This is a genomic window from Microcella putealis (genome assembly GCF_004216575.1).
Taxonomy (GTDB): Bacteria; Actinomycetota; Actinomycetes; order Actinomycetales; family Microbacteriaceae; genus Microcella; species Microcella putealis.
In genome coordinates this window covers 20,399-46,307 of the sequence record NZ_SGWW01000005.1, presented here as the reverse complement: position 1 = coordinate 46,307, position 25,909 = coordinate 20,399, and the positions used below count along the sequence as shown (strand labels likewise).

General features: G+C 68.2%; 24 protein-coding genes and 4 tRNA genes. 25 read left to right on the top strand and 3 right to left on the bottom strand.

Translation table 11 applies throughout. From position 1 onward, the window contains the following. Nucleotides 1–159: 159 nt before the first annotated feature. From mbhE to EV141_RS11195, 8 genes are all read left to right on the top strand, one after another. Nucleotides 160–3,015 carry a hydrogen gas-evolving membrane-bound hydrogenase subunit E gene (gene mbhE, locus EV141_RS11230; RefSeq protein WP_241969250.1) on the top strand — a complete coding sequence of 952 codons (2,856 nt, stop codon included), beginning with the start codon at nucleotides 160–162 and terminating at the stop codon, nucleotides 3,013–3,015. Then, nucleotides 3,012–3,365, top strand: coding sequence for a sodium:proton antiporter (locus EV141_RS11225; protein ID WP_130486059.1), 354 nt, complete (start codon nucleotides 3,012–3,014; stop codon nucleotides 3,363–3,365). Before mbhE ends, EV141_RS11225 begins: the two co-directional genes overlap by 4 nt. Next, a complete protein-coding gene (locus EV141_RS11220; protein ID WP_130486058.1) occupies nucleotides 3,362–4,990 on the top strand; it encodes a monovalent cation/H+ antiporter subunit D family protein in 1,629 nt (542 codons plus the stop codon). Before EV141_RS11225 ends, EV141_RS11220 begins: the two co-directional genes overlap by 4 nt. Beyond that, entirely contained in the window at nucleotides 4,987–5,364 is a 378-nt protein-coding gene (locus tag EV141_RS11215; RefSeq protein ID WP_157985552.1) for a Na+/H+ antiporter subunit E, read from the top strand. The genes EV141_RS11220 and EV141_RS11215 overlap by 4 nt, the downstream gene beginning before the upstream one ends. Beyond that, nucleotides 5,361–5,627, top strand: coding sequence for an MrpF/PhaF family protein (locus EV141_RS11210; protein WP_198675543.1), 267 nt, complete (start codon nucleotides 5,361–5,363; stop codon nucleotides 5,625–5,627). The genes EV141_RS11215 and EV141_RS11210 overlap by 4 nt, the downstream gene beginning before the upstream one ends. Beyond that, nucleotides 5,627–5,992, top strand: coding sequence for a monovalent cation/H(+) antiporter subunit G (gene mnhG, locus EV141_RS11205; RefSeq protein WP_130486056.1), 366 nt, complete (start codon nucleotides 5,627–5,629; stop codon nucleotides 5,990–5,992). The genes EV141_RS11210 and mnhG overlap by 1 nt, the downstream gene beginning before the upstream one ends. A gap of 206 nt (nucleotides 5,993–6,198) precedes the next feature. Continuing rightward, nucleotides 6,199–7,416: an ammonium transporter gene (locus EV141_RS11200; RefSeq protein ID WP_130486055.1), complete on the top strand. Its 1,218-nt coding sequence runs from the start codon at nucleotides 6,199–6,201 to the stop codon at nucleotides 7,414–7,416. Between the two features lie 101 nt (nucleotides 7,417–7,517). Continuing rightward, nucleotides 7,518–8,600: a hypothetical protein gene (locus tag EV141_RS11195; protein ID WP_130486054.1), complete on the top strand. Its 1,083-nt coding sequence runs from the start codon at nucleotides 7,518–7,520 to the stop codon at nucleotides 8,598–8,600. A 1-nt stretch (nucleotide 8,601) separates the two neighbouring features. On the opposite strand, the gene EV141_RS11190 is transcribed toward EV141_RS11195, so the two are convergent. Continuing rightward, nucleotides 8,602–8,677 (bottom strand) — tRNA-Val (locus EV141_RS11190). 132 nt (nucleotides 8,678–8,809) lie between these two features. Between EV141_RS11190 and EV141_RS11185 the strand changes: the two genes are divergently transcribed. The 7 genes from EV141_RS11185 (at nucleotide 8,810) to EV141_RS11155 (ending at nucleotide 14,971) form a co-directional block, all read left to right on the top strand. Continuing rightward, nucleotides 8,810–8,881 (top strand) — tRNA-Gly (locus EV141_RS11185). Nucleotides 8,882–8,916: 35 nt separating this feature from the next. Next, nucleotides 8,917–8,987: transfer RNA gene (locus tag EV141_RS11180), tRNA-Cys, on the top strand. Nucleotides 8,988–9,034: 47 nt separating this feature from the next. Then, nucleotides 9,035–9,109: transfer RNA gene (locus EV141_RS11175), tRNA-Val, on the top strand. Between the two features lie 76 nt (nucleotides 9,110–9,185). After that, on the top strand, nucleotides 9,186–11,075 hold the full coding sequence (locus EV141_RS11170; protein WP_241969239.1) for a glycosyltransferase family 2 protein: 1,890 nt from the start codon (nucleotides 9,186–9,188) through the stop codon (nucleotides 11,073–11,075). After that, nucleotides 11,068–12,279: a hypothetical protein gene (locus EV141_RS11165; RefSeq protein ID WP_130486053.1), complete on the top strand. Its 1,212-nt coding sequence runs from the start codon at nucleotides 11,068–11,070 to the stop codon at nucleotides 12,277–12,279. Before EV141_RS11170 ends, EV141_RS11165 begins: the two co-directional genes overlap by 8 nt. Before the next feature lie 206 nt (nucleotides 12,280–12,485). Further along, complete coding sequence (gene thrS, locus EV141_RS11160; RefSeq protein ID WP_221625040.1) at nucleotides 12,486–14,399, top strand: threonine--tRNA ligase; 1,914 nt, start codon at nucleotides 12,486–12,488, stop codon at nucleotides 14,397–14,399. 5 nt (nucleotides 14,400–14,404) lie between these two features. Beyond that, complete coding sequence (locus tag EV141_RS11155; protein ID WP_130486051.1) at nucleotides 14,405–14,971, top strand: HIT family protein; 567 nt, start codon at nucleotides 14,405–14,407, stop codon at nucleotides 14,969–14,971. 18 nt (nucleotides 14,972–14,989) lie between these two features. On the opposite strand, the gene pdxY is transcribed toward EV141_RS11155, so the two are convergent. Further along, the gene (pdxY, locus tag EV141_RS11150) at nucleotides 14,990–15,841 is read right to left on the bottom strand and encodes a pyridoxal kinase PdxY (protein ID WP_130486050.1); all 852 of its coding nucleotides are present in this window, start codon (nucleotides 15,839–15,841) and stop codon (nucleotides 14,990–14,992) included. Nucleotides 15,842–15,848: 7 nt separating this feature from the next. Then, nucleotides 15,849–17,189, bottom strand: coding sequence for an aminotransferase class I/II-fold pyridoxal phosphate-dependent enzyme (locus tag EV141_RS11145; RefSeq protein ID WP_130486049.1), 1,341 nt, complete (start codon nucleotides 17,187–17,189; stop codon nucleotides 15,849–15,851). Between the two features lie 122 nt (nucleotides 17,190–17,311). Here EV141_RS11145 and pdxS point away from each other — a divergent pair, with 122 nt between their 5' ends. The 10 genes from pdxS to secF all read left to right on the top strand — a co-directional run bounded on the left by pdxS (nucleotide 17,312) and on the right by secF (nucleotide 25,876). Beyond that, entirely contained in the window at nucleotides 17,312–18,202 is an 891-nt protein-coding gene (gene pdxS, locus EV141_RS11140) for a pyridoxal 5'-phosphate synthase lyase subunit PdxS (RefSeq protein ID WP_130486048.1), read from the top strand. Then, nucleotides 18,192–18,791, top strand: a complete 600-nt coding sequence (gene pdxT / locus EV141_RS11135; RefSeq protein ID WP_241969238.1) for a pyridoxal 5'-phosphate synthase glutaminase subunit PdxT — start codon at nucleotides 18,192–18,194, stop codon at nucleotides 18,789–18,791. Before pdxS ends, pdxT begins: the two co-directional genes overlap by 11 nt. A gap of 80 nt (nucleotides 18,792–18,871) precedes the next feature. Then, nucleotides 18,872–19,483 (top strand): hypothetical protein, encoded by a 612-nt coding sequence (locus EV141_RS11130; RefSeq protein WP_130486046.1) that lies wholly within the window; start codon nucleotides 18,872–18,874, stop codon nucleotides 19,481–19,483. A gap of 33 nt (nucleotides 19,484–19,516) precedes the next feature. After that, the gene (locus tag EV141_RS11125; protein WP_130486045.1) at nucleotides 19,517–20,281 is read left to right on the top strand and encodes a YebC/PmpR family DNA-binding transcriptional regulator; all 765 of its coding nucleotides are present in this window, start codon (nucleotides 19,517–19,519) and stop codon (nucleotides 20,279–20,281) included. 7 nt (nucleotides 20,282–20,288) lie between these two features. Continuing rightward, entirely contained in the window at nucleotides 20,289–20,864 is a 576-nt protein-coding gene (ruvC, locus tag EV141_RS11120) for a crossover junction endodeoxyribonuclease RuvC (RefSeq protein WP_130486044.1), read from the top strand. Next, nucleotides 20,861–21,505, top strand: coding sequence for a Holliday junction branch migration protein RuvA (ruvA, locus tag EV141_RS11115; protein WP_130486043.1), 645 nt, complete (start codon nucleotides 20,861–20,863; stop codon nucleotides 21,503–21,505). Before ruvC ends, ruvA begins: the two co-directional genes overlap by 4 nt. Next, nucleotides 21,502–22,527 (top strand): Holliday junction branch migration DNA helicase RuvB, encoded by a 1,026-nt coding sequence (gene ruvB, locus EV141_RS11110; protein WP_130486042.1) that lies wholly within the window; start codon nucleotides 21,502–21,504, stop codon nucleotides 22,525–22,527. Before ruvA ends, ruvB begins: the two co-directional genes overlap by 4 nt. A gap of 69 nt (nucleotides 22,528–22,596) precedes the next feature. Continuing rightward, the gene (gene yajC / locus EV141_RS11105; RefSeq protein WP_130486041.1) at nucleotides 22,597–22,974 is read left to right on the top strand and encodes a preprotein translocase subunit YajC; all 378 of its coding nucleotides are present in this window, start codon (nucleotides 22,597–22,599) and stop codon (nucleotides 22,972–22,974) included. Between the two features lie 77 nt (nucleotides 22,975–23,051). Further along, nucleotides 23,052–24,869: a protein translocase subunit SecD gene (gene secD, locus EV141_RS11100; protein ID WP_130486040.1), complete on the top strand. Its 1,818-nt coding sequence runs from the start codon at nucleotides 23,052–23,054 to the stop codon at nucleotides 24,867–24,869. Then, on the top strand, nucleotides 24,866–25,876 hold the full coding sequence (gene secF, locus EV141_RS11095; RefSeq protein WP_130486039.1) for a protein translocase subunit SecF: 1,011 nt from the start codon (nucleotides 24,866–24,868) through the stop codon (nucleotides 25,874–25,876). Before secD ends, secF begins: the two co-directional genes overlap by 4 nt. Nucleotides 25,877–25,909 lie beyond the last annotated feature (33 nt).

The following is a 25,909-nucleotide window of genomic DNA, read 5'->3' as shown; positions in this document are numbered from 1 at the left end:
AATAGCGGGCAGGTGCGCCGGGAAGACTGGTCGGCAAATGCGGAGCGCAGAGTGCGCGCCGCGGTACCGCTACGACAGCGGTGCACTACCGCGACGATCAGCACCTGAGGAGCTCATGACCCCTGGAATCGCACACCCGGCAGGTTCCCCGTGAGCCTCATGATGCTGCTCGGCGCCACCCTCGTTGTGGTCGTTGTAACAATGGCCGCCACCGTCGCCATTGGGCGCGCCGCGGGCTGGGTTGCCGCGGCAGGGCTGGGAGCCCTCGCGGTCGCGGTCGCCATGCGAGCATCCGAGGTTCTGGAACCGGGCAGTGTCGTGAGCGAAAGCGTTCCGTGGATGCCGACGCTCGACATCGCCCTCCGACTGCGTCTCGACGGCCTCGGGGCCCTGTTCTTAATCATCGTGCTCGGCATCGGCGCCCTCGTCATGGCGTATTCAGCGCGCTACCTGTCGGGCCGTGACATTCACCGGCACACCGGCTACTACGCATGGATGCTGCTGTTCGCGTTCGCGATGACCGGTCTCGTTCTCGCTGACGATCTCGTGCTGCTGTTCGTGTTCTGGGAGCTGACGACGCTCTGCTCGTTCTTCTTGATCAACCGCTCGGGACGCAAGGCGAGCGCCCCCGCCGTGCGCACCCTGCTCGTCACGGCGATGGGTGGTCTCGCGCTGCTGTTCGCCGTCGTGTTGATCATCGCCCGCACGGGCACCACCGTCGTCAGCGAGGCCCTCGCGAGTGACGCTTGGCAGGCCGACGGCGGGTTCACGGCGGCCGTCGCCGTGCTCGTCGCGATCGCCGCGATGACCAAGTCGGCGCAGTTCCCGTTCCACATGTGGCTGCCCGACGCGATGGTCGCCCCGACGCCGGTGAGCGCCTACCTGCACGCCGCCGCCATGGTGAAGGCGGGCATCTACCTGCTGCTGCTGTTCTCGCCCGCGCTCGCCGGCACGGTCGTGTGGCAGTCGATCTTGGTGACCACGGGTCTCATAACGGCCATCATGGGCGCCGTCTTTGCCTTGCGCCGCTTTGATCTGAAAGAGATCATGGCGTACTCGACGGTCAGCCAACTCGGCTTCATCGTCGCGATCATCGGCATCGGTACTCCGGGCGCCCTCGCGACCGCGGCGCTCTACACGCTCGGTCACGCGCTGTTCAAGGCGGCCCTGTTCATGGTGGTCGGCATCGTCGACCAGCAGGCCGGAACGCGTGACATTCGCCTTCTGCGGGGGCTGGCGCGCCGCATGCCCGTGACATTCGCGACGACCCTGCTTGCCGGGCTGTCGATGGCGGGCATCTTCCCGCTGCTCGGCTTCGTGGCAAAGGAGTACCTGCTCGGGGGCCTGGCCGACCCGGGCGGCCCGGCGTGGCTCGGTGTGGCGCTCGCGGCGACCGGCGTGCTGGCCGCGACGGCGACGTTCGCGTACACCGCGCGCATCCTGCTCGGCGGATTCACCGACTACCGGGGCACCGAACGCGTCGACGACACGCTCGACACGCATCGGATGCCCCAGATGGTCTCCGAGGCATCGCCCGCATTCCTCGCCCCGGCCCTCGCCCCCGCCTTGGCGGGCCTCGTGCTCGGGCCGGCGATCGTGTGGCTACACCCGCTGACCGGGGCGGCCGGCAGCGCCGCCGCCGGTGAGCCGTACACGGCAACGTTCGCGCTGTTCGCGGGTTTCACGCTGGAGCTCGCCCTGTCGATCACGATCATCGTGCTGGGGCTGGTCGTGGTGAGCCAGCGTCGTCGACTTGACCGCGTGTTTGAGCGGCGCATCCTGTCGTTCACCGCCATCGACGTGGTCGAGAAGATGCGTACGGGGTCGATTGCCCTCGGTGCCCGGGTGGGCGACCTCACCCGCACCGACGGGCAGGCCCTGCACCTTGGCGTGCCGTGGATCCTGCTCGGTATCATCGCGGCCGCCGCCATCGTCGTCGCCCCGACCGCGGGCGCGCTCATCCAGCCCGACGAGCCGTGGACCGATGCGGTTCTGTTCGCGCTCGTCGCGGCCACGGTCATCCCGACCGTGCTCGTTCGCTCGCGACTCACGGCGCTCGTGCTCGTCGGCGGCGCCGGCTTCGCGGTGGCGATCTGGTTCTTCGCCCTCGGCGCCATCGACGTCGGACTCACCCAGCTGCTCGTCGAGCTGCTCACGGTGGTCGCCCTCGTGCTAATTCTCCGGCGTCTGCCCCGGCGCTTCCACCGCGTCTCGCGCCAGCGCACCATCGTGACGGCGGCGATCGCCCTGGGTGCGGGTTTCGCCGCCACGCTTGCAACCCTCGCCTTTACGGGTCGACGCGAGATCTCTGCTGTGGGTCAGTACTTCCTCGACAACGTTTACATCGACACGGGCGGCGAGAACATCGTCAACACGATCCTCGTTGACTATCGCGCGCTGGACACGTTCGGTGAGCTCACGGTCGTGGCGGTCGCCGGCATCGTCGTGATGGCGGTGCTCGGGACCCGCCGGCTCATCGGCGAGCGCGACGTTGCCCTCGCCGTGCCCGAGACCTCCGCCCTCGCCCGCAGCCACGACAACACGATGCCCATCCGGGTCGTTGCGCACTGGACGGCGCCCGTCATCGTCGTGCTGTCGCTGTACCTGCTGCTGCGCGGTCACTACGAGCCGGGCGGCGGCTTCATCTCGGCACTCGTCGGGGCGACGGGCTTCGCCCTCTTCTACCTGGGCGCATCGGCCGACCGTCTCGCGCCTGTCCGCTGGCCGTACCGCGGACTCTTCGCCTCCGGCATCATCGTCGCCGTTCTGACCGGTGTTGCCGGAATGGCGGTCGGGTCGTTCCTGCGCCCCATCCGCTTCGACATCCCGCTGCCGTGGGGCGGTGAGTACGCCTTCACCAGCGCGCTCATCTTCGACCTCGGCGTGTACTTCGCCGTCGTCGCCGTCGTGATCGCCGTTCTCAACGAACTCGGTGGGGTGCGCGAGCGGCACGGCGAGATTGTCGAGCGAGCGAAACGATCGACAGAACGCGCCCGAGAGGAGGTGTCGGCATGAGTCTCGCGCTGACCATTGGCTTACTGATGGGGGCGGGTATCTATCTCGTCCTGCAACGCGGCATGATGCGCATCATCTTTGGCTTCATCCTCTTGACCCACGCGATCAACCTGCTGTTGATCGCGTCGGGTGGCGTCGCGCGACGCGATGCTCCGTTCTTCGGCGGCGACACGTCGCAGGCGGCCGACCCGCTGCCCCAGGCCTTCGTGCTCACCGCCATTGTCATCGCCTTCTCGATCACCGTCGTCATGGCGACGTTCGCGGCGATCGGCCGCCGCGACGACGACACCGAACCGGACTCCCTGACGCCCGCCGACCTGGGCGACGAGGGCGAGGAGGTTCGCTCATGACCGACGTCGTCTCGTTGCTTCTGCCGATGTTTGCGGGGGCCCCGCTGTTGGTCGGTGGAATCCTGCTCGCACTACCGCGCCAGCACACGGTGCGCAGCGTGCTCGGCATGGTCTCGCTGCTGGCGATGCTCGCCGGTGCCGTTCTGCTCGTCGTGCTCACCGCGGACGGCACCGTCATTGCGCACCAGGTTGCGTTGTGGCCCGGCGGAATCTCCATCCCGTTCGTCGCCGACCTCTTTGCCTCGCTAGTCCTCACCGTGACGTCGATCCTCGCGGTGGTCAGCTTCCAATACATGATCGCGAGCCGGGAGGCGCGGAGCCCGTCGATTGCCTCGTTCGTGCTGATTCTCGCGGGTGGCGTGGCCGGCGCGCTGCTGACCGGCGACCTCTTCAATCTCTTCGTTTTCATCGAGGTCATGCTGCTGCCCTCGTACGGCTTGCTGCTGGTGCTCAGTCGCCAGGGCGACCTGGGCGGCGCGCGCCTCTATGTCACCGTCAACCTGCTCGCCTCGACGTTGTTCCTGGGTGGGGTTGGCCTCATCTACGCCGTCGAGGGCACCGTGAACCTCGCCGAACTGGCGGGCGCGGCGGTCGACAACCCGGCGACGGCCGTGGCCGCTGCCGTCTGTTTGGGTGCGATCGCCGTCAAGGCGGCCGTGTTCCCCGTGCACGGCTGGCTTGCGCGCACCTACGTCGTTACGTCGCCCGCGGTGACCGCGCTGTTCTCAGGCCTGCACACCAAGGTTGCGATCTACGTGATCTACCGCATCTATGCGGTCGTCTTCGACGGCGACGCCACCTGGCTCGTGATCGCGCTCGTGATCACGTCGCTCACGATGGTGATCGGTGTCTTCGGCGCCATGGGTGAGCCCACCATGCGCTCCATCCTTGTATTCCACATGGTCAGTCAGATCGGCTACATCCTCGTCGGCGTCGGCTTGTTCACCCAGTTGGGCCTCACGGCCGGCATCTTCTACCTGCTGCACCACATGATCGTGAAGGCCTCGCTGTTCCTCTCGACCGGCGCGATCGAGCAGACCTACGGCAGTGGGCGGCTCGACCAGTTGGGCGGCATGCGCACACGCGAGCCACTCATCACGGCGGCCTTCGTGATCGCGGCGCTGTCGCTCGCCGGCCTGCCCCCGTTCTCGGGATTCGTCGCCAAGTTCAGCCTGATTCTCGCGACCATCGACGCGGGCCAGGTGATCGTGGGCATTGTGGCGATCGCCGTCAGCCTGTTCACCCTGCTGTCGATGCTGAAGATTTGGGCTGCCGTTTTCAACGGCAAGCTGCCACAGGACAGCGAGCGGCGAGCCGCCGAGGCGCGCGTGCGCGAGACGGCCGGGTTGCTCGACGACGAACCCGTTGAGGCGGCCGCCGTCGATGCCGAGATGCAGGCGGTACGTGAGCGCCACGACACGGCGCGCGCCGGCGAGAGCGACGACGATACGCACGACCACCACGGCCCCCGGGTGCCGCTGCGCTTGGCGCTGCCGGCGCTCCAGCTCGCCGCCATCACGGTCTGCCTCGGTATCGGCGCGGAGTTCCTGCTCGGCCTCTCGGAGCAGGCCGCGGCCGGACTCATCGACACGACCGACTACGTGGTGGCGGTGATCGGCCAGTGAACACTCCCTGGGCGTGGCCCCTGCGCATCCTGATTTTCATCGGCTGGTTCTTCGGCGAGGTCGTCGTCGCGAGCATTCGCGTGCTCGCCGTCATGCTGCTGCCGAAGAAGAAGCCCACACCCGGCATCGTGAATGTGCACCTTTACGACCTGACCGAGACCGAAGAGACGCTGCTCGTCATCCTCGTCGCGCTGACCCCCGACACGATCCTGATGGCCATCAACCGCGAACGCGGCGACGTGTACGTCTACGGGATGTTCGTGAACGGCGACGTAGACGCGTTCCGTGCCAGCATTCTCGACCTCGAGAGGCGGATGCTCCGCGCCACCCGGTCGCGCCCGCGCGCTGACGGAGGAAAGGACACCCCGGCATGATCCATCCCGTCGTCGCCGTCATCGTCGTGATCATGCTGATCGCCGCGGTCGCCCTCGCGGTCGTGCGCATTGTGGTGGGCCCCACCAAGGCCGACAGTGCTATCGCCGGAGACCTGATCCTTTTTGCCTTCATGGGATTGATGGTGGTGTTCGGCCTGCTGCTCCGTGTCGATGCCGTTCTGGACATCATTCTGGTCGCGGCGATCCTCGGCTTCCTGTCGATTCTGTCGCTCGCGCGGTTGCTGCAGGGGAGGAAGCGCTGATGCTCGATACCGTGCAGACCATCGTCGGCAACGCGATGCTCGTCGTTGGCGCCTTCATCATCCTGAGTGGCGCGATCGGGTTAATTCGACTCCCCGACTTCTACACCCGCGTCTGCGCGATCGCAGCCGCGGCTGGGCTCGGAGTCGCACTGCTCATCGTCGGACTCCTCGTTCTCGACCCGACGGTCGAAAACATCATCAAAGGCGTCATCGCGATCATCGGACAACTCGTCACCTCGTCGATCGGTGGGTTCGCGCTTGCGCGGGCTGGCTACCTCACCGGAGCGCGCCCCGCCGCCTTCACGGTGCCCGATCAGCTCGCCGAGGATGCGCGGGATAACCCCGCGGATACCGAGCGAATCTAAATCCAGGCCGGGGCGCGCATCCGGCTGCCCGAAACGCGATGTTTACGCGCGGCCGATTCGCGTAACACTCGAGAAACACGTTCGGCACTGTCGGCGAAACCTCCCGGGTCAACACTTTCGACAGCGACCCTGGGGACCTTCGCCACCACGAGGCCTCCGACGGAACGGGTCGCATCCCCTGTTCCGAACTCGAGAGGTACTACCCAATGGATACCGGCGAACTCGCATGGGCCGTAACGGCCACCGCGCTCGTGCTCTTGATGACCCCCGGCGTCGCATTCTTCTACGGCGGCCTCGTCAAGGCGAAGAGCGTCGTCAGCATGATGATGATGAGCTTCGGCTCGCTCGGCCTCGTCGGCGTGCTGTGGATTCTCTACGGCGCATCGATGTCGGCCGTCGACAGCCCCTTCCAGTTCGCGGGCAACCCGTTTGCTGACATCGGCCTGATGAGCATGGTGAACGACAACGACGGGCTCGTGAGCGTGACGTACGGCGCAACTTTCGCGATCATCACCGTCGCGCTCGTGTCGGGGGCGATCGCCGACCGTGCCAAGTTCGGCGCCTGGATGGTCTTCGTTGGACTCTTCGCGACCCTCGTGTACTTCCCCGTCGCCGCGTGGGTGTGGGGTGGCGGCTGGGCGTACTCGCTCGGCGAGCTGATGGGCCTGCCCGAGGTCATCGACTACGCCGGTGGTACCGCCGTGCACATCAACGCGGGCGCTGCGGCTCTCGCCCTCGCCCTCGTTCTCGGCCGTCGCATCGTGTTCGAGAAGGGCGCTCACAAGCCGCATAACGTGCCGCTCGTCCTGCTGGGCGCCGCGCTGCTGTGGTTCGGCTGGTTCGGCTTCAACGCGGGCGCTGAGGCGTTCGGTGGCCAGAACGGCCTCGTCGGCCTCATCATCGTCAACACGCTCGGTGCGACCGCCGCGTCGATCCTCGGCTGGCTCGTCGTCGAGAAGGTCAAGGACGGCAAGCCGACCGCTGTCGGTGCCGCCTCGGGTGCCGTTGCCGGTCTCGTCGCGATCACCCCGGCTTGTGCGAACCTCGCCCCGGGCTGGGCGCTGCTGCTTGGCGTCATCGCCGGTGCGGTCAGCGCGTTCGCGATCGAGCTGAAGTTCAAGCTCGGCTTCGACGACTCGCTCGACGTGGTCGGTCTGCACCTCGTCGCCGGCATGATCGGCACCCTGTACCTCGGCTTCTTCGCGATCGACACCGGCCTGTTCACCGGTGGCGACCTCGGCCAGCTGATCGTGCAGACGATCGCCGCCTTCGGCGTCTTGATCTACTCGTTCGTGGTCGCCTTCGTGCTCGGCCTCGGGATCGAGAAGACGATCGGTTTCCGCGTCAAGAACGAGGACGAGGTCGCCGGAATCGACTCGATCATCCACGGTGGCGAGGCGTACGACTTCGTCGAGACGAAGTAACGCCGCACCCCTTCGCACCACCCCTTCGGCGGGGCGCTACTCTCACCACGAGAGGGCGCCCCGCCGTCGCGTGTGCCCGCGACAACAACGGAGGTGCCGCCGTGAGCGATCCGATCATCGTCGTGGCCGCCGTTCTTGCCCCGGTGTTGCTCTGGATCACCGTGATGCTGACGGCAGCCTCCGGGTCTCGTCCCGCACGCCAGCTGTTCGGCGGCGCCGAGCTGGCGTCGGCCCTCGTGGGGCTCGCGGCGGGCGTTCTGCTTGCCGGCACCAGCGACGTGGGCCGGCTCCTTGCGGTCGCGGGTGCCGCCGCCGCGGGGGGCGCGATCGTCGCTGGTCTCGTACGTTGCAGCGGTAGCGCGGTCGGAGCCCGCGTCGTGGCAGGCATCGTCGCCGCGCTCAGTGTCGCGCTCATCGCGACGCTGCAGCTTGCGGTGGCTCCGCCCGTACTGGAGCGCGTGCTCGGGGCGTTAGATCTCGGGGGTGCACTTCCGCGCGTGGTCGCTCCCGCGGCAGTCGCGCTGGGGTTCCTCGCGGTGTGGAGGCGACGGTCGTCCGACGCGTCCGCGCGCAACGATGCGCCCCGCAGGATCCGGGCCATCGTCCCCAACGCCGCGGTCATCGTGGCAACGCTTGCGGTGGCGGCCGGCGCGATCGCGTCCGAGCGGTCCGCCGAGACGGCGCCGAGCATCCTTCTTGGCGCTCTTGTCGGCGCGGTTCTAGGCGCCGTCTCGTGGATGCTCGTGGTGCGCATCGCCGGACGCCCCGCGCACCCGGTCGATCCGGTCTCCGGCGCACTCGTCGGGTCGGCGGCCGTGCTGCTCGTGTTGCCAGCGCTCGTTCCCGTCGCCGTGGCGGCGACCGCCGTGGCCGCGGGCCTCGCGGGCGGGGCGCTGCGGGGGAGTGGGGCGCCGCTGCGGGGGGCGCTGGCGGGGCTCATCGTCGGGATTGCGGCCGGCGGAGTTGTCGTCGGGCTCCTCGCCGACGGGATCGGGTTCGCGGCGACGGGCGGCCTTGGCCAGGTGGTCGGGCAGGTGATGGCGGTCGCTCTCGCCACGGGCGTCGCGGCCAGCGGGGGAGCGATTGTGGGGGCCGGGACGCGTCTCGCCGCGCGTCGCGGAGTCTCGACTGCGCCCGCGAACCCTCCCAGAAACGACAACAGCCCCGGCGAACCGGGGCTGTGAGTGGTGGGCGATACCAGACTCGAACTGATGACCTCTTCCGTGTGAAGGAAGCGCGCTACCAACTGCGCCAATCGCCCGCGACGACCATCTTGCCACAACTCGACGCCCCGCCAGCGCGCCCGGTGGGACACGCCCGGCCTCGCCGGTTTGGCGCATCGCCGATCGATTCGCTAGAGTCATCTCACGCCCAACGGGAGACCGGCGGGCACGCGGATGTGGCGCAGTGGTAGCGCATCACCTTGCCAAGGTGAGGGTCGCGAGTTCGAATCTCGTCATCCGCTCGAGTGGGGCCTCTCGGTAGTGGGGCACCGCCCACGGTGGCGTGGCCGAGAGGCGAGGCAGCGGCCTGCAAAGCCGTGCACACGGGTTCGAATCCCGTCGCCACCTCACACTGCCAGACAAGTTTTACCGCGGAGAAACTCCACCGCACTAGCGGGCGATTGGCGCAGCGGTAGCGCGCTTCCCTGACACGGAAGAGGTCACTGGTTCGATCCCAGTATCGCCCACCACAGTTCGGCCCCAGCAAACCCCCGCCACGGCGGGGGTTTCGCCGTTTCGGGCCACAAACGCCGATACGCTCGCAGCATGTCCATGGGGGAGACGCTCGCCGCGCCGTACGTCGATCCGGCCGACAACGACGCGTTCGCGCAACTGCTGCTGCGCTCGAACCTCGTCACCCCCGACGCCCTGCGCTTCGCGCGCGAGGTCGAGCAGCGCACCGGTGCCTCGTTCGACCAGGTGCTGATCAGCGAGGGCCTGCTCGACAGCGAGTCGCTGCTCATTGCGGAGGCCGAAGCCTGGGGCGTCCTCCCGATCGACCTCGACGCGGTCAAATTCGACGACACGCTCGTGCGCGGGCAAGACGACGCGGGTCAGCGATTCCTCGCCGAGAACTGGCTCCCCATCAAGCGGGGCGACGATGGGCGCGTGTTCGTGGCGACGGCGCGTGAGCCGTCCGCGGAACGCGCCGCGCGCATCCGCTCGGCGATCGGGGCGGAGCCCCGCTTTGTCGCGACGACTTCCTGGAACATCAAGAACGCGTGTCTGCGCCTCTTCCGCTCCGAGATTGCCGACTCGGCGGCCAACGAGCTCTGGCGCCAGAACCCCGCCATGTCGGCCCGCATCACGTTCAGTCGCGGCCAGAAGGTGGCTGCCGCCGTCGCGGCGCTCGTCATCGCCGTGTTCGCGGTGATCTGGCCGGTGCAGACGGTGATCGCGCTGCTCACGCTCGTGAGCCTCGTGTTTCTCGCCGGCACGAGCTTCAAGTTCATTGTCGCCATGATCGGCGCGCGCTACGACGTCGTCGAACGCGTCTCAAAGGCGGAGGTCGCCGCCCTGGCCGACCGCGAACTGCCGCGGTACACGGTGCTCGTTCCCGTCTTCCGCGAGGCGAACATCGTCGCTCAGCTCATCAAGAACCTCGGCGGTCTCGACTACCCGACTGAGAAGCTCGAGGTGCTAATTCTCATCGAGGAGGAAGACGACGAAACCCGGGATGCGGTGCTCGCCTCCTCGCCGCCCCCGCACTTTCGGATCGTCACAATTCCGAAGGGTCAGCCGCAGACGAAGCCGCGGGCGTGCAACGTCGGCCTGTACTTCGCGACCGGTGACTACCTCGTCATCTACGACGCCGAAGACACCCCCGACCCCGACCAGCTGAAGAAGGCCGTTGTCGCCTTCGAGCGCGGCGGCGAGGAGACCGTCTGCGTGCAGGCGGCCCTCAATTACTTCAACGACACCGAGAACGTGCTTACCCGCATGTTCACGCTCGAGTACAGCTACTGGTTCGACTACATGCTCGCGGGCCTCGACGTCGCCGACCTGCCGATTCCGCTTGGGGGCACGTCGAACCACTTCCGCACCTCGGCGCTGCTCGAGCTCGGCGGCTGGGACCCGTACAACGTGACGGAGGATGCCGACCTCGGTATCCGCGCGAGCGCGCTCGGCTACCGCGTCGGCGTCATCAACTCGACGACGATGGAGGAGGCCAACACCTCCATCCCGAACTTCATCCGCCAGCGCTCGCGCTGGATCAAGGGCTACATGCAGACGAGCCTCGTGCACGCTCGCCAGCCGATCGCCCTTATCCGCGAGGTGGGCTGGAAGCGCTTCTCGAGTTTCGTCCTCTTAATCGCGGGCACGCCGCTAACCTTCCTCGGCGTGATCCCGGCCTACCTGCTGACGGCGGTGACTCTGCTGTTGCCCCGGGAGATTGTCGAGCCATTCTTCCCCGTCTGGGTTCTGTGGCTCACGCTGCTGAACTTCGTCATCGGCAACATGGTGATGATCTACCTGTCAATGATGGGGCCGTACAAGCGCGGCGCCTTTCACCTTGTGCTCTGGGCGTTGCTGAACCCGATCTACTGGCTCCTGCATTCCTGGGCGTCGTACAAGGGGCTCTGGCAGCTCATCACGAAGCCGCACTACTGGGAGAAGACCGAGCACGGTCTCACGACCCAGGATGCGCATGGCTGAGCAGACGGCCACCACGCGCGCGGCCGTGATTTCGCGCCGCGAACGCGCTCGCCGTGACGAGCAGTTGCGCCGGTCGCTGCCCTTTCCGCGCGCCGCCTGGCGGCGCTGGATGCTGCGCCTGCTGTTCATGGCGCCCGGCGTCGCGGTCGTCGCCCTCGGCGTTCCCGGTTCGCTGACGGCCGAGACGCCCAACGCGCTGTTGCTCGCCCGCATCGCGGAACTCGAGTTCACACGCGCCGACTCGCTGTGGCTCTCGCAGCTCTACCCGCACGTGTCGACGCTCATCGCGGTCATCGTCGAGCCGCTCGGGGCATCGGGGCTCGCCCTTGCCGGGGTCATCGCCGCAGGCTTCCTGCTGCAAGCGGTCATCCAGATCCTCGCGCAACGGGCCGTGTCGATTCCATTCGGTACCGCTTTGATGCTTGCCCTCGCGGCGACGCCCCTGTTCTTCTACCTCGCGCAAGAAAACCTGGCGGCGTTTCTCGCCCTCACGTTCTTCGGCCTCGCCCTTGCCGACATTCAGCGCTTCGTCACCTGGGGCAACACCGGCAGCGGCTTCCGCGCCGGGCTCCTGTTCGCCGCGTCGGCACTCAGCGATCCATCGGGGATCCTCCTGCTGCTGGTCGCGCTCATCGCCGCTCCCTTCCTGCGCTCCGGGCGCTGGACAACGCGCGGGCTCCGCGCGGCGAACAGCCTCGTACTCGCGTTCCCGGCGCTCGGAACTCTCGCGACCGTCATGCTCTTGAATCTCGCGTTTTTCCGCGTGCTGTGGCCGGTCAGCATCGACGCGGGGCTCGACCGCGTGCCCGAACGGCTCGCGCTACTCGAGGCGATCTACTCCCAGTCACCCGCGTCGGCGGTCCTGATCGCCGGCCCCGTGCTCGTCGCCATCGTGATCGCGATCATCACCCGGCGCGTGCCGGCTGCCGCTGTCGCACTCGCGGCCTTCGCGCTGATTCACCTCGGCTTCCTCGCGGGTCTCGTCTCGGCGGGCGCCGCGGGAACGACGCACCTGCTCACCACCCTGCTCGCGATTACCCTTCTGCCCGCCGGTCGCACGCCGCTGCAGAACGGCCTGCTCACTGCGGTTGCCGTCGTGCAGCTCGCGCTCGGGTGGCTGATCGCGCTCGATCGGCCCATCGTCGTCGAATGGATGCTCGCGGTCGCCCGAGCGCTCGTTGAGTTCGCGACGGGCGCGGCCTGACCCTGTCCGTCTGACCTCCGCCGCCGGGGCTCGGTGACGCGCCAAGACCCCAGCGCTGCGCCGATAGCATTGAGGCCGTTCTGCCCGCCGTCGAAAGGTCCGCCGTGTCCGACGCCCCCGCATCCGCTCTGCCCGCCGTCGAACCGGTCGTCGCGACAGAGGAGACGGACGGTTTCGGCCTGTTCCGCGACCGCAGCGTCGTCGCCATGCGCGTCGACGGTGAGCTGCTCGACCTCGCCCGGCGCGTTCCCGCCGGCACCCGCGTCGAGCCGGTGACGATCTCGTCGCCTGACGGCCTCAACATCCTGCGGCACTCCGCCGCGCACGTGCTCGCCCAGTCGGTGCAGCAAATCAACCCGGATGCCCGCCTCGGCATCGGCCCGCCCGTCACCGACGGCTTCTACTACGACTTCGACGTGCCCACCGCGTTTTCTAGCGACGACTTCTCGGCGCTGACGAAGGCGATGGAGCGCATCATCCGCGCGGGTCAGCGTTTCGTGCGGCGCGTCGTGACCGAGGATGAGGCGCGCATTGAGCTCGCGGACGAGCCGTACAAGCTCGAGCTCATTGGGCTGAAGGGCGCGGCCGACGAGGGCAGCGACGGCGAGAGCGTCGAGGTCGGCGGCGCCGAGCTCACGATCTACGACAACGTCGACCCGAAGACGGGGGAGGTGCATTGGAAGGACCTCTGCCGGGGCCCTCACCTGCCGAACACCCGCATGATCGGCAACGGCTTCGCGCTCATGCGCGTCGCCGCCGCCTACTGGCGCGGTAGCGAGAAGAACCCGCAGTTGCAGCGCATTTACGGCACGGCCTGGCCGACGAAGGACGAGCTGCGTGCCTACCAGAACCGGCTCGAGGAGGCGCAGAAGCGCGACCACCGTCGCCTCGGCACCGAGCTCGACCTCTTCAGCTTTCCCGACGAGATCGGCTCGGGGCTTGCCGTCTTCCACCCGAAGGGCGGCATCGTCCGTCAGGTGATGGAGGACTACTCGCGCAAGCGCCACACCGAATCGGGCTACGAGTTCGTGTACTCACCGCACATCACGAAGTCGAACCTCTTCATGACGAGCGGCCACCTGCAGTGGTACGCCGACGGCATGTTCCCGCCCATGCACCTTGATGAAGAGCGCGACGAGACCGGGCACGTGACGCGGCAGGGTCAAGACTACTACCTGAAGCCCATGAATTGCCCCTTCCACAACCTGATCTTCCGCTCGCGCGGGCGCTCGTACCGCGAACTGCCGCTGCGCATGTTCGAGTTCGGCAGCGTGTACCGCTACGAGAAGTCGGGTTCGCTGCAGGGCCTCACGCGCGTGCGTGGCATGACCCAGGACGACGCGCACATCTACACGACGCCGGAGCTCGTGAAGAGCGAGCTCACTGGCACCCTGAACTTCGTGCTGGGCCTTCTCCGCGACTACGGCCTCGACGACTTCTACCTTGAGCTGTCGACGCGCGACCCCGAGAGCGAGAAGTTCGTCGGCTCACCCGAGCTGTGGGAGACCGCGACGCAGACGCTGCAAGAGGTCGCCGAAGAGTCGGGCCTCGAGCTCGTGCCCGATCCGGGCGGCGCCGCGTTTTATGGCCCGAAGATCTCGGTGCAGGCGCGCGATGCGATCGGCCGCACCTGGCAAATGTCGACGATTCAGCTCGACTTCAACCTGCCCGAGCGCTTCGACCTCACCTACACCGCCACCGACGGCACGAAGCAGCGCCCGATCATGATCCACCGGGCTCTGTTCGGCTCGATCGAGCGCTTCTTCGCCATCCTCGTCGAGCACTACGCCGGCGCCTTCCCGGTCTGGCTTGCCCCGGAACAGGTGGTGGGCATCCCCGTCGCCGGGCAGTACGCCGACTACCTCGAGGAGATCATCGGGCGCCTGAAGGCGGCCGGGGTGCGCGCGCACGTCGACCACTCCGACGACCGCATGCAGAAGAAGATCCGCACGCACACGACGCAGAAGGTGCCGTACCTGCTGATCGCGGGGGAGGACGACCGCGCGAATGGCGCGGTCAGCTTCCGCTTCCGCGACGGCACGCAGCTGAACGGTGTGCCCATCGACGAGGCGATCGCCCGCATCACGGGCGCGATCGCGTCCCGCTCGCAGGAGCTCTAATTCGGATGCGCGACGACGCCCCCGACTCAGGTTTCGGGACCGAACGCGCGGCCGACTTCGCGGGCGTTCCCGACGCGTTCGAGCGGCTCTGGACGCCGCATCGAATGGTGTACATCGACGACGAGGACCGCTCGGGGGAGCGCTCCGGCTGCCCGTTTTGTCGGGCCCCCGGACTCGATGACGCGACGGGGCTGGTCGTCGCGCGCGGCGTGCACGCCTACGTCTTGCTCAACCTCTACCCGTACAACAGCGGCCACCTGCTGGTCTGCCCGTACCGCCACGTGGCGACGTACGACGAGGCGAGCGACGAGGAGGTCGCCGAGATGGCGAGCCTCACGCAGACGGCCATGCGGGTGCTGCGCGACACCAGTCGCTGCGATGGCTTCAACATCGGCATGAACCAGGGTGCGGTGGCGGGGGCCGGCATCGCCGGGCACCTGCACCAGCACATCGTGCCGCGTTGGGCACAAGACGCGAACTTCTTCCCCATCGTGGCCCGCACGAAGGCCGTGCCGCGCCTGCTCGGTGAGGTGCGCGACGAGCTTGCTGCGGCCTGGCCCGCCGCGCTCTAGCGGGACGGCGCGTCGGCGTTAGCGCAGCTGACGCACCGTGAACTGCATGCGCGGGTGGGCATACGCCTCCTGCGACTCGACGAGCTGCAGTTCGCGTTCCCCCGACTCGAGGGTGTTGCTCAGCAGGTCGAAGACGCTCGAGGCGGTGCGCGCGAGTGCATCGGCGGCGTCACCCGTGCGCCGGTAGTGCGCGGTGAAGAGGGCCGCGGTCACGTCACCCGAGCCGTTTGCCTTCATGGGCAGCTGCGGGGTCGTGACGATCCAGGCACCGTGATCATCGGCGACCAGCATCTCGAGCGTGCCGTCCTCGCGGTCGGGGCGCTCGACGCTGGTGACGAGCACAGTAGACGGCCCCATGGCGCGTGCGAGGTCCACCGAGGCGAGCGTCGACTCGAGCGTGTCCGGATCGGTGTTCGTCAGATACCCCAGCTCGAACTGGTTCGGCGTGATGATGTCGGCGGCCGGAACAACACGCTCGCGCAGCAGCACCGGAATCGCCGGCGCCACAAAGCAGCCGCTCTTCGCGTTGCCCATGACGGGGTCGCAGGCGTAGATCGCGGAGGGGTTCGCCTCCGTGATGCGGGCCACCGCATCCAGAATCACGTCGGCGATGCCCTCTGAGCCCTGGTAGCCCGACAGGATCACGTCGATCTGGGGGAATGCGCCGCGTTCCTCGATACCGGTGATGACTTCGCGCACGTCGTCAGGGCTGATGAGCGGACCGCGCCACGCGCCGTACCCGGTGTGGTTCGAAAAGTTCACGGTGTAGACCGGCATCACCTCAACGCCAATGCGCTGCAGCGGGAAGACGGCGGCCGAATTGCCGACGTGTCCGTAGGCGACGGCGGACTGAATCGAGAGCACCTTCATGCGTCGATCATTTCACCTCGGCCGGCACGAGGCGCCCGCCCGCGGCGCGCACGGCGGCGGCGATATCGGCCGCGAGTCGATCGGCGTCGAGCTCAGAGAGGTCGTGCACGGTCAGGCGAAGGCGGTGGTCGGTGGGCACGGCGCCCAGCGAAAACTCGTCGCCCGTGCGAGCGAGCCAGCCGCGTCGCATGAGCTGCTCGGAGACGTCGCGTGCGGGAACCGGCAGCGCCACCCACAGGTTCAGGCCGTCGCCCGCCGTCGCGGGAACGCCGAGCGCGCTCAACCGCGCGGCAAACGCGCCATTGCGTTCCGCATAGTGCTGGGCGGCGTTCGCGATGTCGGCGGCGACGCTCTCGTCGGTGAGCAGCGAGAGCGCGAGGCGCTGCAGCAGGTGGCTGACCCACGTGGTACCGGGGGTGAGGCGCATGGCGAGGCGCTCGGCAGTGTCGGGGTCGGAGGCAGCGACGGCGAGGCACATGTCGGGCCCGAGAAACTTCGAGACCGAACGCACGAGCGCCCAGCGCTTGTGCTCAGGCCCGATGACCGAGCGGAACGGCGTGCGCGACAGCATCGAGAAGTGATCGTCCTCGATGACGAGCACGTAGGGGTACTCGGCGAGCACCTCCCGCAGTTCGGATGCGCGCTGCTCGCCGAGGCTCGCGCCCGTCGGGTTCTGCGCGCGCGGCGTGCAGATGACCGCGCGAACGCCCTGCTCGAGTGCGGCGCGAAGGCCCGCCACGGTCATGCCCTCGTCGTCGACGGGGACCGGGACGGGGCGATAGCCGCCCACGCGCACCGTGTGAATCGTGGTCAAGAAGCACGGGTCTTCGAGCGCGACGGCGTCGTCGCGAACGAGAGCCTGCGCAAGGAGGCGATCGACCGCATCCGCGGCGCCGCTGGTGATCGTGAGCCGCACCTCCGCAGGGGCGAGGTCAGCGCGCATCCACCCGCTCGCCCACGATTCGAGCTCGCGGTCGATGACCGGCTCGCCGTAGAGCACGGGTCGGCCAGCGACCCCGGCGAGCGCGCGCGAGGGATTCGGGATGTGCTCGGGGTCCGGGTTACCGGTCGCGACGTCACGCAGCACGCTCTCGGCCGCAAAGCCTTCCTGCGCCACGGGGGAGCGGTCGGCAACGCGGGTGCCCCCGCGACCGCGCGTGACGACCATGCCCGCCTGGGTGAGCTGCCGATACGCCGACACCGCGGTGTTGCGGTTGACGCTGAGAGAATCGGCGAGCTGGCGCACAGGAGGCAGGGCGTCGCCCGGTGTCAGCTCGCCGCGCTCGATGAGGGCGCGCACGCTGGCGGCGATCTCGGCGGCAGAACGGCCGGTGATCGGAAGGGTCATTTCGTCATCCGTTGCGGGTCAGGAAGCGGCGTTTCCCCCATGCTATCTTTTGGCCTAGGTCAACATCATCTTGATCACAGCACCCATGCGCAGCGCGCATCCTCCGTCGAAGGGACCCCCTCATGAGCACGTCCGAGACCGGCTCCAGCCGAGTGAAGCGCGGCCTGGCAGAAATGCTGAAGGGCGGCGTCATCATGGACGTCGTCAACGCCGAGCAGGCCCGCATCGCGGAAGACGCCGGTGCCGTTGCCGTCATGGCCCTCGAGCGCGTGCCCGCCGACATCCGCGCCCAGGGCGGCGTCGCCCGCATGAGCGACCCCGATTTGATCGAGCAGATCATGGCGGAGGTGTCGATCCCCGTCATGGCGAAGGCCCGCATCGGTCACTTCGTCGAGGCGCAGGTGCTCGAGTCGCTCGGCGTCGACTACATCGACGAGTCTGAGGTGCTGAGCCCCGCCGACTACGTCAACCACATCGACAAATGGGACTACACCGTTCCTTTCGTCTGCGGCGCCACCAACCTGGGTGAGGCGTTGCGTCGCATCACCGAGGGTGCCGCCATGATTCGCTCGAAGGGCGAGGCCGGCACCGGCGACGTCTCGGAGGCGACCAAGCACATTCGCACGATCACGGGCGAGATCAACCGCCTGCGCTCGCTCACGAAGGACGAGCTGTACGTCGCGGCGAAAGAGCTGCAGGCTCCGTATGAGCTGGTGCGTGAGGTCGCTGAGACCGGGAAGCTCCCCGTCGTGCTGTTCACGGCCGGTGGCGTGGCGACGCCCGCCGACGCGGCCATGATGATGCAGCTCGGTGCCGACGGCGTCTTCGTCGGCTCGGGCGTCTTCAAGTCGGGCAACCCGGAGGCGCGGGCGAAGGCGATCGTCCGGGCAACCGCTGCCTACACCGACGCCGCCGTGATCGCGGATGCGTCGCGCGGGCTGGGCGAGGCGATGGTCGGCATCAACGTGGCCGATCTGCCCGCCCCGCACCGCCTTGCTGAGCGTGGCTGGTAGCACGCCGCCCGTCGGAGTTCTTGCGTTGCAGGGCGACGTGCGCGAGCACGTCGCCTCGCTGCGCGAGCTCGGAGCCGACGTGCGCGAGGTGCGGTCGGTGGCCGATCTGGAGCAGGTCGCCGGGCTCGTCATTCCGGGCGGCGAATCGAGTGTCATCGACAAGCTGTCGCGCATCTTCGGCGTTCGCGACGCCATTCGCGAACGGATCGCCGCCGGGATGCCCGTCTACGGTACGTGCGCCGGCCTGATCCTGCTGGCGGACGAACTGGTCGACGGCATCGACGGGCAGCAGACCTTCGGCGGATTCGACGCGACCGTACGCCGCAACGCTTTCGGAACCCAAAGCGACTCCTTCGAAACGGATCTGGCGATTCCGGCGCTCGGCGAGCATCCCGTACACGCGGTGTTTATTCGCGCGCCCGTCGTCGAGCGGGTCGGGCCCGACGTTGAGGTGCTTGCGCGCCTGGACGACGGCCGCATTGTGGCCATCGCGCAGGGCGCTCTGCTCGGCACCTCCTTCCACCCCGAGGTGAGCGGCGAGCAGCGCTTTCACGAGCGCTTCCTGCAGACCGTGCGCGCGACGAGTTGAGCCGCAGCGGCCCGACCACGTCGAGCTGACGCGCGGCGCGTCGCGGCGGCGGTGGTTACGGTGCGCGCCACCATGTGCGCATGGTGCTCTACTCGGCATACTCCGCCCACCGCCTGCGGCAGATCCTTGCCGATATCGCCGGTGTTCTCGCCATCGTGGGTGTGATCATCGTCACGAGCGCGGTGGTTGGCGCCATTCGCGCGCTCGCCGAGCTCGGGCGGCAGCTCGAGACCGCGGGCGGCTCCATCAGTGCCGGTCTCGTCGACGCGGGCGAGCGCCTGGGGGCAATCCCGCTCATCGGCGATTCGGTGGCCGGGCCCTTTCGCGCGGCGGCGGGGGCAGGAGATGCGGTCAGCGGCACGGGCACGACCGTCGTCGACACGGTCGAGTCGCTCGCCGTCGCGGCGGGCTGGCTCGTGGCGCTCAGCCTCATCGCCGTTCTTGTTCTCGTGTGGCTCGTGCCTCGGGCCCTTTTCGTGCTGCGCCGCCGCCGGGCGGAGCGCATGATCGCGGCGGGAATGCGAGCCGACACCTTCGCGCTGCGGGCGTTGGCGACCACCCGGCTCAGCGCGCTCGGCCGCGTGCACCCCGACCCCGGTGCCGCGATTCTCGCGCGCGACACCGTCGCCGTGCGCGCGCTCGCCGAGCTCGAACTGCGCCGGCTCGGCGTCGCCCGAGATCGCCTGCCCTAAACTTCTCGGGTACCGCCCAAGTAGAGGAGCCGCATGTCAGGCCATTCCAAGTGGGCGACGACCAAGCATAAGAAGGCCGTCATCGATGCCCGCCGTGCCAAGTCGTTCGCCAAGCTGATCAAGAACATCGAGGTCGCCGCGAAGATCGGCGGGCCCGATCCGGCGGGCAACCCGACGCTCGCCGACGCGATCCAGAAGGCCAAAAAGACGTCGGTTCCGAACGACAACATCGACCGCGCCGTTAAGCGCGGCGCGGGCCTCACCGGTGATGCCGTCGAGTACCAAACGATCATGTACGAGGGCTACGCGCCCGGCGGTGTCGCGATGCTCATCGAGTGTCTGACCGACAACCGCAACCGCGCGGCCGCCGAGGTGCGCACGGCCATGACCCGCAACGGCGGCACGATGGCTGACCCGGGCAGCGTCGCGTACAACTTCAGCCGCAAGGGCGTCATCGCGATCACGAAAGACGACGGCGTTACCGAGGACGACATCCTGCTCGCCGTGTTGGAGGCGGGTGCCGAGGAGGTCATCGATCAGGGCGGCGGTTTCGAGGTCGTGACCGACCCCTCGCAGCTGCTGGATGCTCGGAACGCTCTGAAGGAAGCCGGCATCGAGTACGACTCGGCCGAGGCCGAGTTCGTCGCGAACCTCCAGGTCGAGGCCGACGCAGAGACCGCGCGGAAGGTATTCCGCCTCGTCGACGCGCTCGAAGACAGCGACGACGTGCAGAACGTGTACACGAACGTGCAGTTGAGCCCCGAGGTGCGGGCCGAACTCGACGCTGACGACGAGTAGGCGGGCCGTGGCGCTGCGCGTGCTCGGCGTCGACCCGGGGCTGACCCGGTGCGGTGTCGGCATCGTCGACATCGCCCCTGACCGCCGCGCGACGCTGGTCGCCGTCGAGGTGATCCGCACCTCGCACGAGCTCGATCTGGCCGCGCGGGTTCGCGCGATTCAGCTGGGGGTCATTGCGCTGCTCGATGTTCACTCGCCGCACGCAGTGGCGCTCGAGCGGGTGTTCGCGCAGCAGAACGTTCGCACCGTGATGGGCACGGCGCAGGCGTCGGGCGTGGTGCTGGCGGCTGCCGCCGAGCGAGGGCTCACGGTGGCCCTGCACACGCCGACCGAGGTGAAGGCCGCCGTCACGGGCCACGGCGGTGCCGACAAGAATCAGGTGACGGCGATGGTGCAGCGCATCCTTCGCCTCGACGCGCCCCCGAAGCCCGCCGACGCGGCAGACGCCCTCGCGCTCGCGATCTGTCACGGCTGGCGGGGCGCGCCCGCCGGCGCCGCGTCCGTCTCGGATGCGCTCACTCCCGCCCAGCGTGCGTGGCGTGACGCGGAACGCACGGCCCGCAACCCTAGGCTCGAGAAGTGATCGCGAGCATCCACGGAACCGTCATCGCCGTCTCCTCCAGTCGCGCCGTCATCGATGTGCAGGGGGTCGGCTATGCCGTTGCGATCGCCCCCCGCATTGCGCAGTCGCTGCGCGTCGGCGAGCAGACGCGCCTGCACACCGCGCTCATCGTGCGCGAAGACGACATGAGTCTGTACGGCTTCGCCGACGAGCTGGAGCTCGGGCTCTTTGACCTGTTGCGCAGCGTCTCGGGTGTGGGGCCGAAGTCGGCCCTCGGCGTGCTCGGCGCGATGACGCCCGACGAGGCGGCCCGAGCAATCACCGACGGCGACGATGCGCCCTTCCGTCGCGTGAGTGGGATCGGCCCCAAGACCGCCAAGCTCATCGTCGTGTCGCTGTCTGGCCGCATCGCGCCCCCGTCGGCGGCAGCGCAGCCCAGCGTCACGACGGCGCCCGCGAACGACAGCGATGGCGCGGCCCGCACCGCGCTTGCGGCCGCGCTCACCGGCCTCGGCTGGCCGGAGCGCACCGCAGTTGCCACGGCCACCGCGGTCGTCGAGTCGGCGCGAGCGGACGTGGGCGACGGCGCGCCTCTTCCCGGTCTGTCGGCGCTGCTGCGCACGGCTCTCGCCGAACTCGGGCCCGCCGGGGGTCGCTCATGACCGACGACGTGCTGCAGCCCGAGGCCGCCGGCGACGACCTCGCGTTCGAGGGGGCACTGCGGCCCGCCTCGCTCGCCGAGTTCGTCGGACAGCAGAAGGTGCGCGGTCAGCTCGAACTGCTGCTCAACGCCGCCACGCTGCAGAACCGCGCGCCCGACCACATCCTGCTCGCCGGCCCGCCCGGTCTCGGCAAGACGACGCTCGCCATGATCGTCGCCCACGAGGGCAACCGCCCGCTACGGATGACGAGCGGGCCGGCCATCCAGCACGCCGGCGACCTCGCTGCGGTGCTGTCGTCCCTCGTGCCGGGCGAGGTGCTGTTCATCGACGAGATCCACCGCATGGCGCGCAGCGCGGAGGAGATGCTGTATCTCGCGATGGAGGACTTTCGCGTCGACATCATGGTCGGTAAGGGCGCCGGGGCGACGAGCATCCCCCTCGAATTGGCGCCGTTCACGCTGGTGGGGGCGACTACCCGGGCTGGCCTCTTGCCGAACCCTTTGCGCGACCGTTTTGGCTTCACCGCGCACCTCGAGTTCTACGAGACAGACGAGCTGCATCGCGTCCTCGAGCGCGCTGCGGCGCTCATCGGGCTCGCCATCGGTTCGGATGCGCTCACCGAGATCGCGGGACGTTCGCGCGGCACCCCACGCATCGCCAACCGCCTGCTTCGGCGCGTGCGCGACTACGCCCTTGTGCACGGTGGGGCGGCCGATCACTCTGCGGTGCGCGCCGCACTCGAGCTGTACGACGTCGACGAGCACGGCCTTGACCGCCTCGACCGCGCGGTGCTGTCGGCCATCGTCGAACGATTCGGCGGCGGACCCGTTGGCCTGTCGACCCTCGCGGTCACCGTGGGGGAGGAGGCCGAGACGATCGAGGCCGTCGTCGAACCCTTCCTCGTGCGCACGGGCCTCGTCACGCGCAGCCCGCGCGGCCGCATTGCGACGGCCCGTGCCTGGACGCACCTGGGCCTCAGCCCGCAGGCGGGGCCGCAGCCGGGGCTCATCGATGACCTATAGTGGTCGGCAGGCCGCCGCGGGGCTCTGCTCCGCCGTGCGTGCCGTCATATTCCCCCCGGAAAGGTAGTCATGGGTCCCCTCGAAATCGTCATGCTGGGCGTTCTCGGCCTGCTGATCTTCTTCATGGTGCGCAACTCGCGCAAGCGTCGCGCCGACATGGAGCAGCTGCAGAACAAGATGGTGCCGGGCGCTGAGGTGATGACGAACTTCGGTCTGTTTGGCACCCTCGTCGCCCTTGATGAGGACGCGAACATCGCCACCATCGAGGTCTCGCCGGGCAGCACCATTCGCGTGCACCGTCAGACGCTTGCGCGCGTCGTCGAGGACACCGTGGCTGACTCGGCGGACGAGCTCGACGAGCACGCTCCGGTCATCGACGAGGCTGCCCCGCGGCTGAACGAGTCGAGCGTCGACCCCGGCCGCGAGACCAAGAAGACCGACGACTGACCCTGCGCGACGCTGCGCAGCCGGGCGGCGGGGTTTCGACACCCCGCTCCACCACCCCCGAGAAATGAGTAACCTCCGTGGCTAGAACGACGCCCGAGCGCAAAGCTGTGCGCTCCCTCGTGTGGCTGCTTGTCATCATCATCGGCCTTGTGTCGGCGAATGCGGCGAGCGTCATTTGGAATGAGGGCCAGTGGACCCCGCGCCTTGCCCTCGACCTGCAGGGCGGTACGCAGCTGATCCTCGAGCCGCAGCTCGAAGAGACCGCGGAGGTCACCCAGGAGCAGCTCGACCAGGCTGTCGGGATCATCCGTCAGCGCGTGGATGCGGGCGGTGTCACCGAAGCCGAGATCACGACGCAGGGTGGCCGCAATATCGTCGTCGCGATCCCCGGCACCCCTGATCAGTCAACGATCGACCGCATTCAGTCGGCCGCGCGTCTCGACTTCCGCGCCGTGCTCGCGGCCGACACCGCGTCGAACTCGGCGCTCAACCCGGCTGACCCCGCTGAGGGGGACACGCCTGCCCCGTCGACGAGCCCCGAGCCCGAGACCTCCGAAAGCCCCGCGGCGTCGGGCTTCGATGGCGTGACGGCTCAGACCGTGTCGACCACCGACACGGGGGATACGGAGCCCGCCGAGGAGGCGCCGGTTGAGCAGACGCCGCAGCCCGAGCCGACGAACGCGAGCGACCTCAACTGGATCACTCCGGAGATCCAGCAGGCATTCGATGAGCTCGACTGCGCGAATCTCGAGGAGCTCGGTACCAATGTGGCTCCGTTGGATGAGCCGCTGGTGACGTGTGACGCCGATGGTCTCGTCAAGTACATCCTTGGCCCGGCCGAGGTTGAGGGCTCGAGCATCACCGACGCCACCGCCGGGCTCGTTGCGTCCTCGACCGGCGTCACCTCGAACGAGTGGGGTGTGTTCATCGAGTTCGACGGCGAGGGCACCCAGCAGTTCCGCGAGGTGACCGAGCGTTTGGTCGCCCTGCAGGGCATCCAAAACCAGTTCGCCATCGTGCTCGATGGCAACGTCATCAGCGCGCCCCGGACAATCAGCGCCATCACGGATGGCCGCCCGCAGATCAGCGGCTCGTTCACGCAGGACACCGCGCAGACTCTCGCCGACCAGCTGCGCTTCGGTGCGCTGCCCATCGGCTTTGAGCTGCAGAGCCAGGAGAACATCTCGGCCACCCTCGGCATCTCGCAGCTCGAGAGCGGCATCATCGCGGGTGTCATCGGTCTGCTGCTGGTGATGGGCTACGCGCTCGTGCAGTACCGCGCTCTCGGCGGCGTGATTATCGCGAGCCTCATGGTCGCCGCAGTGCTCTCGTACTTCGTGATCCTGTACCTCTCGAATCAGCAGGGCTACCGCCTGTCACTTGCGGGTGTCGCGGGTCTGATCATCTCGGTGGGTGTCATCGCCGACGCCTTCATCGTGTACTTCGAGCGTGTGCGAGACGAGCTGCGCGACGGCCGTGGAATCGAGTCGGCGGTCGAAGCCGGTTGGAAGCGCGCCTTCCGCACGATCCTGATTTCGAACGTCATCAGCTTGACCGGCTCGATCGTGCTCTACGTGCTTGCTGTCGGCAACGTGCGCGGCTTTGCGTTCACCCTCGGTGTGATGTCGGTGATCAACCTCGTCATCGTGTCGCTCATGACCTACCCCGTGCTGCGGCTCGTGGCTCGAACGCCGTTCTTCAGCTCGGGTCACCCGATGTCGGGTCTCGACCCGAAGGCACTCGGCGCGGTGTACCGCGGGCGTGCGCAGTTCCGCGCTCCCGTCGCGACGCAAAAGAAAAACGCCGGCAGCACGCGGGAGGCGCAGCGCCGCCAGACGATTGCCGAGCGCAAGGCCGCGGAGGCCGACAACGCAGGGAAGAAGGACGCCCGATGAGCATGCTCACCCGCTTCGGCAATGGCCTGTACACGGGCGAGAAGTCGATCGACATCGTCGGCCGTAGCAAGCTCTGGTACGGCATCGCCGCCGTCCTTCTGCTGCTCGCCATCGGGTTCACCGCCCTGCGCGGCGGATTTGTCTTCGGCATTGAGTTCCGCGGCGGCAGCGAGTTCCGCGTGTCCGAGGCCTCGCTCGTCGTCGAGGACGCGACGGCCGCCACGGCGCTCGCCACCGACGTGGTCAACGCGAATGTCGAAGGCAGCAACCCGCGCGTCTCGACGGTCGGCACCGACTCCGTGCGTGTACAGACCGACCAGCTGACGCCCGAGGCGACGAATGAGCTGCGAGCCGAACTCGCCGAGGCGTTCGATGTTCCCGTCGATCAGGTCACCTCGTCGTTCATCGGCGCGAGCTGGGGGCAAGACATCACGCGCCAGGCGATCATCGCTCTGCTCGTGTTCTTCGCCTTCGTCAGCGTCATCATGACCATCTACTTCCGCACCTGGAAGATGGTCGTCGCCGCCGGTGTTGCCCTGATCCACGACGTGGTGCTCACGGCGGGCCTGTACGGCGCGCTCGGTTTCGAGATCACGCCCGCCGCCGTCATCGGCTTCCTCACGATCCTGTCGTACTCGCTCTACGACACGGTCGTGGTGTTCGACAAGGTGCGCGAGAACACGGCCGAAGACGGCGCTGAATCACGACGCACCTTCGCGCAATCGGTCAACCTCGGCGTGAACCAGACCATCGTGCGTTCGATCAACACCTCGGTCGTCGCGGTTCTGCCGACCGCCGCGATCCTCTTCATCGGCTCGCTGCTGCTCGGTGCGGGCACCCTGCGCGACATTGCTCTGGCGCTCACCGTCGGCACCATCGTCGGTACTTACTCGTCGATCTTCATCGCGGCGCCGCTGTACGTGCAGCTGCGCTCGAACGAGCCCGAGGTCAAGAAGCAGGGAACGCGCAAGAAGGCGCCGCACCCCGAGTCGGGGGCCGTGCGCTGACGCCCGACCGCACCTCGTAGACTGCACAGCGGA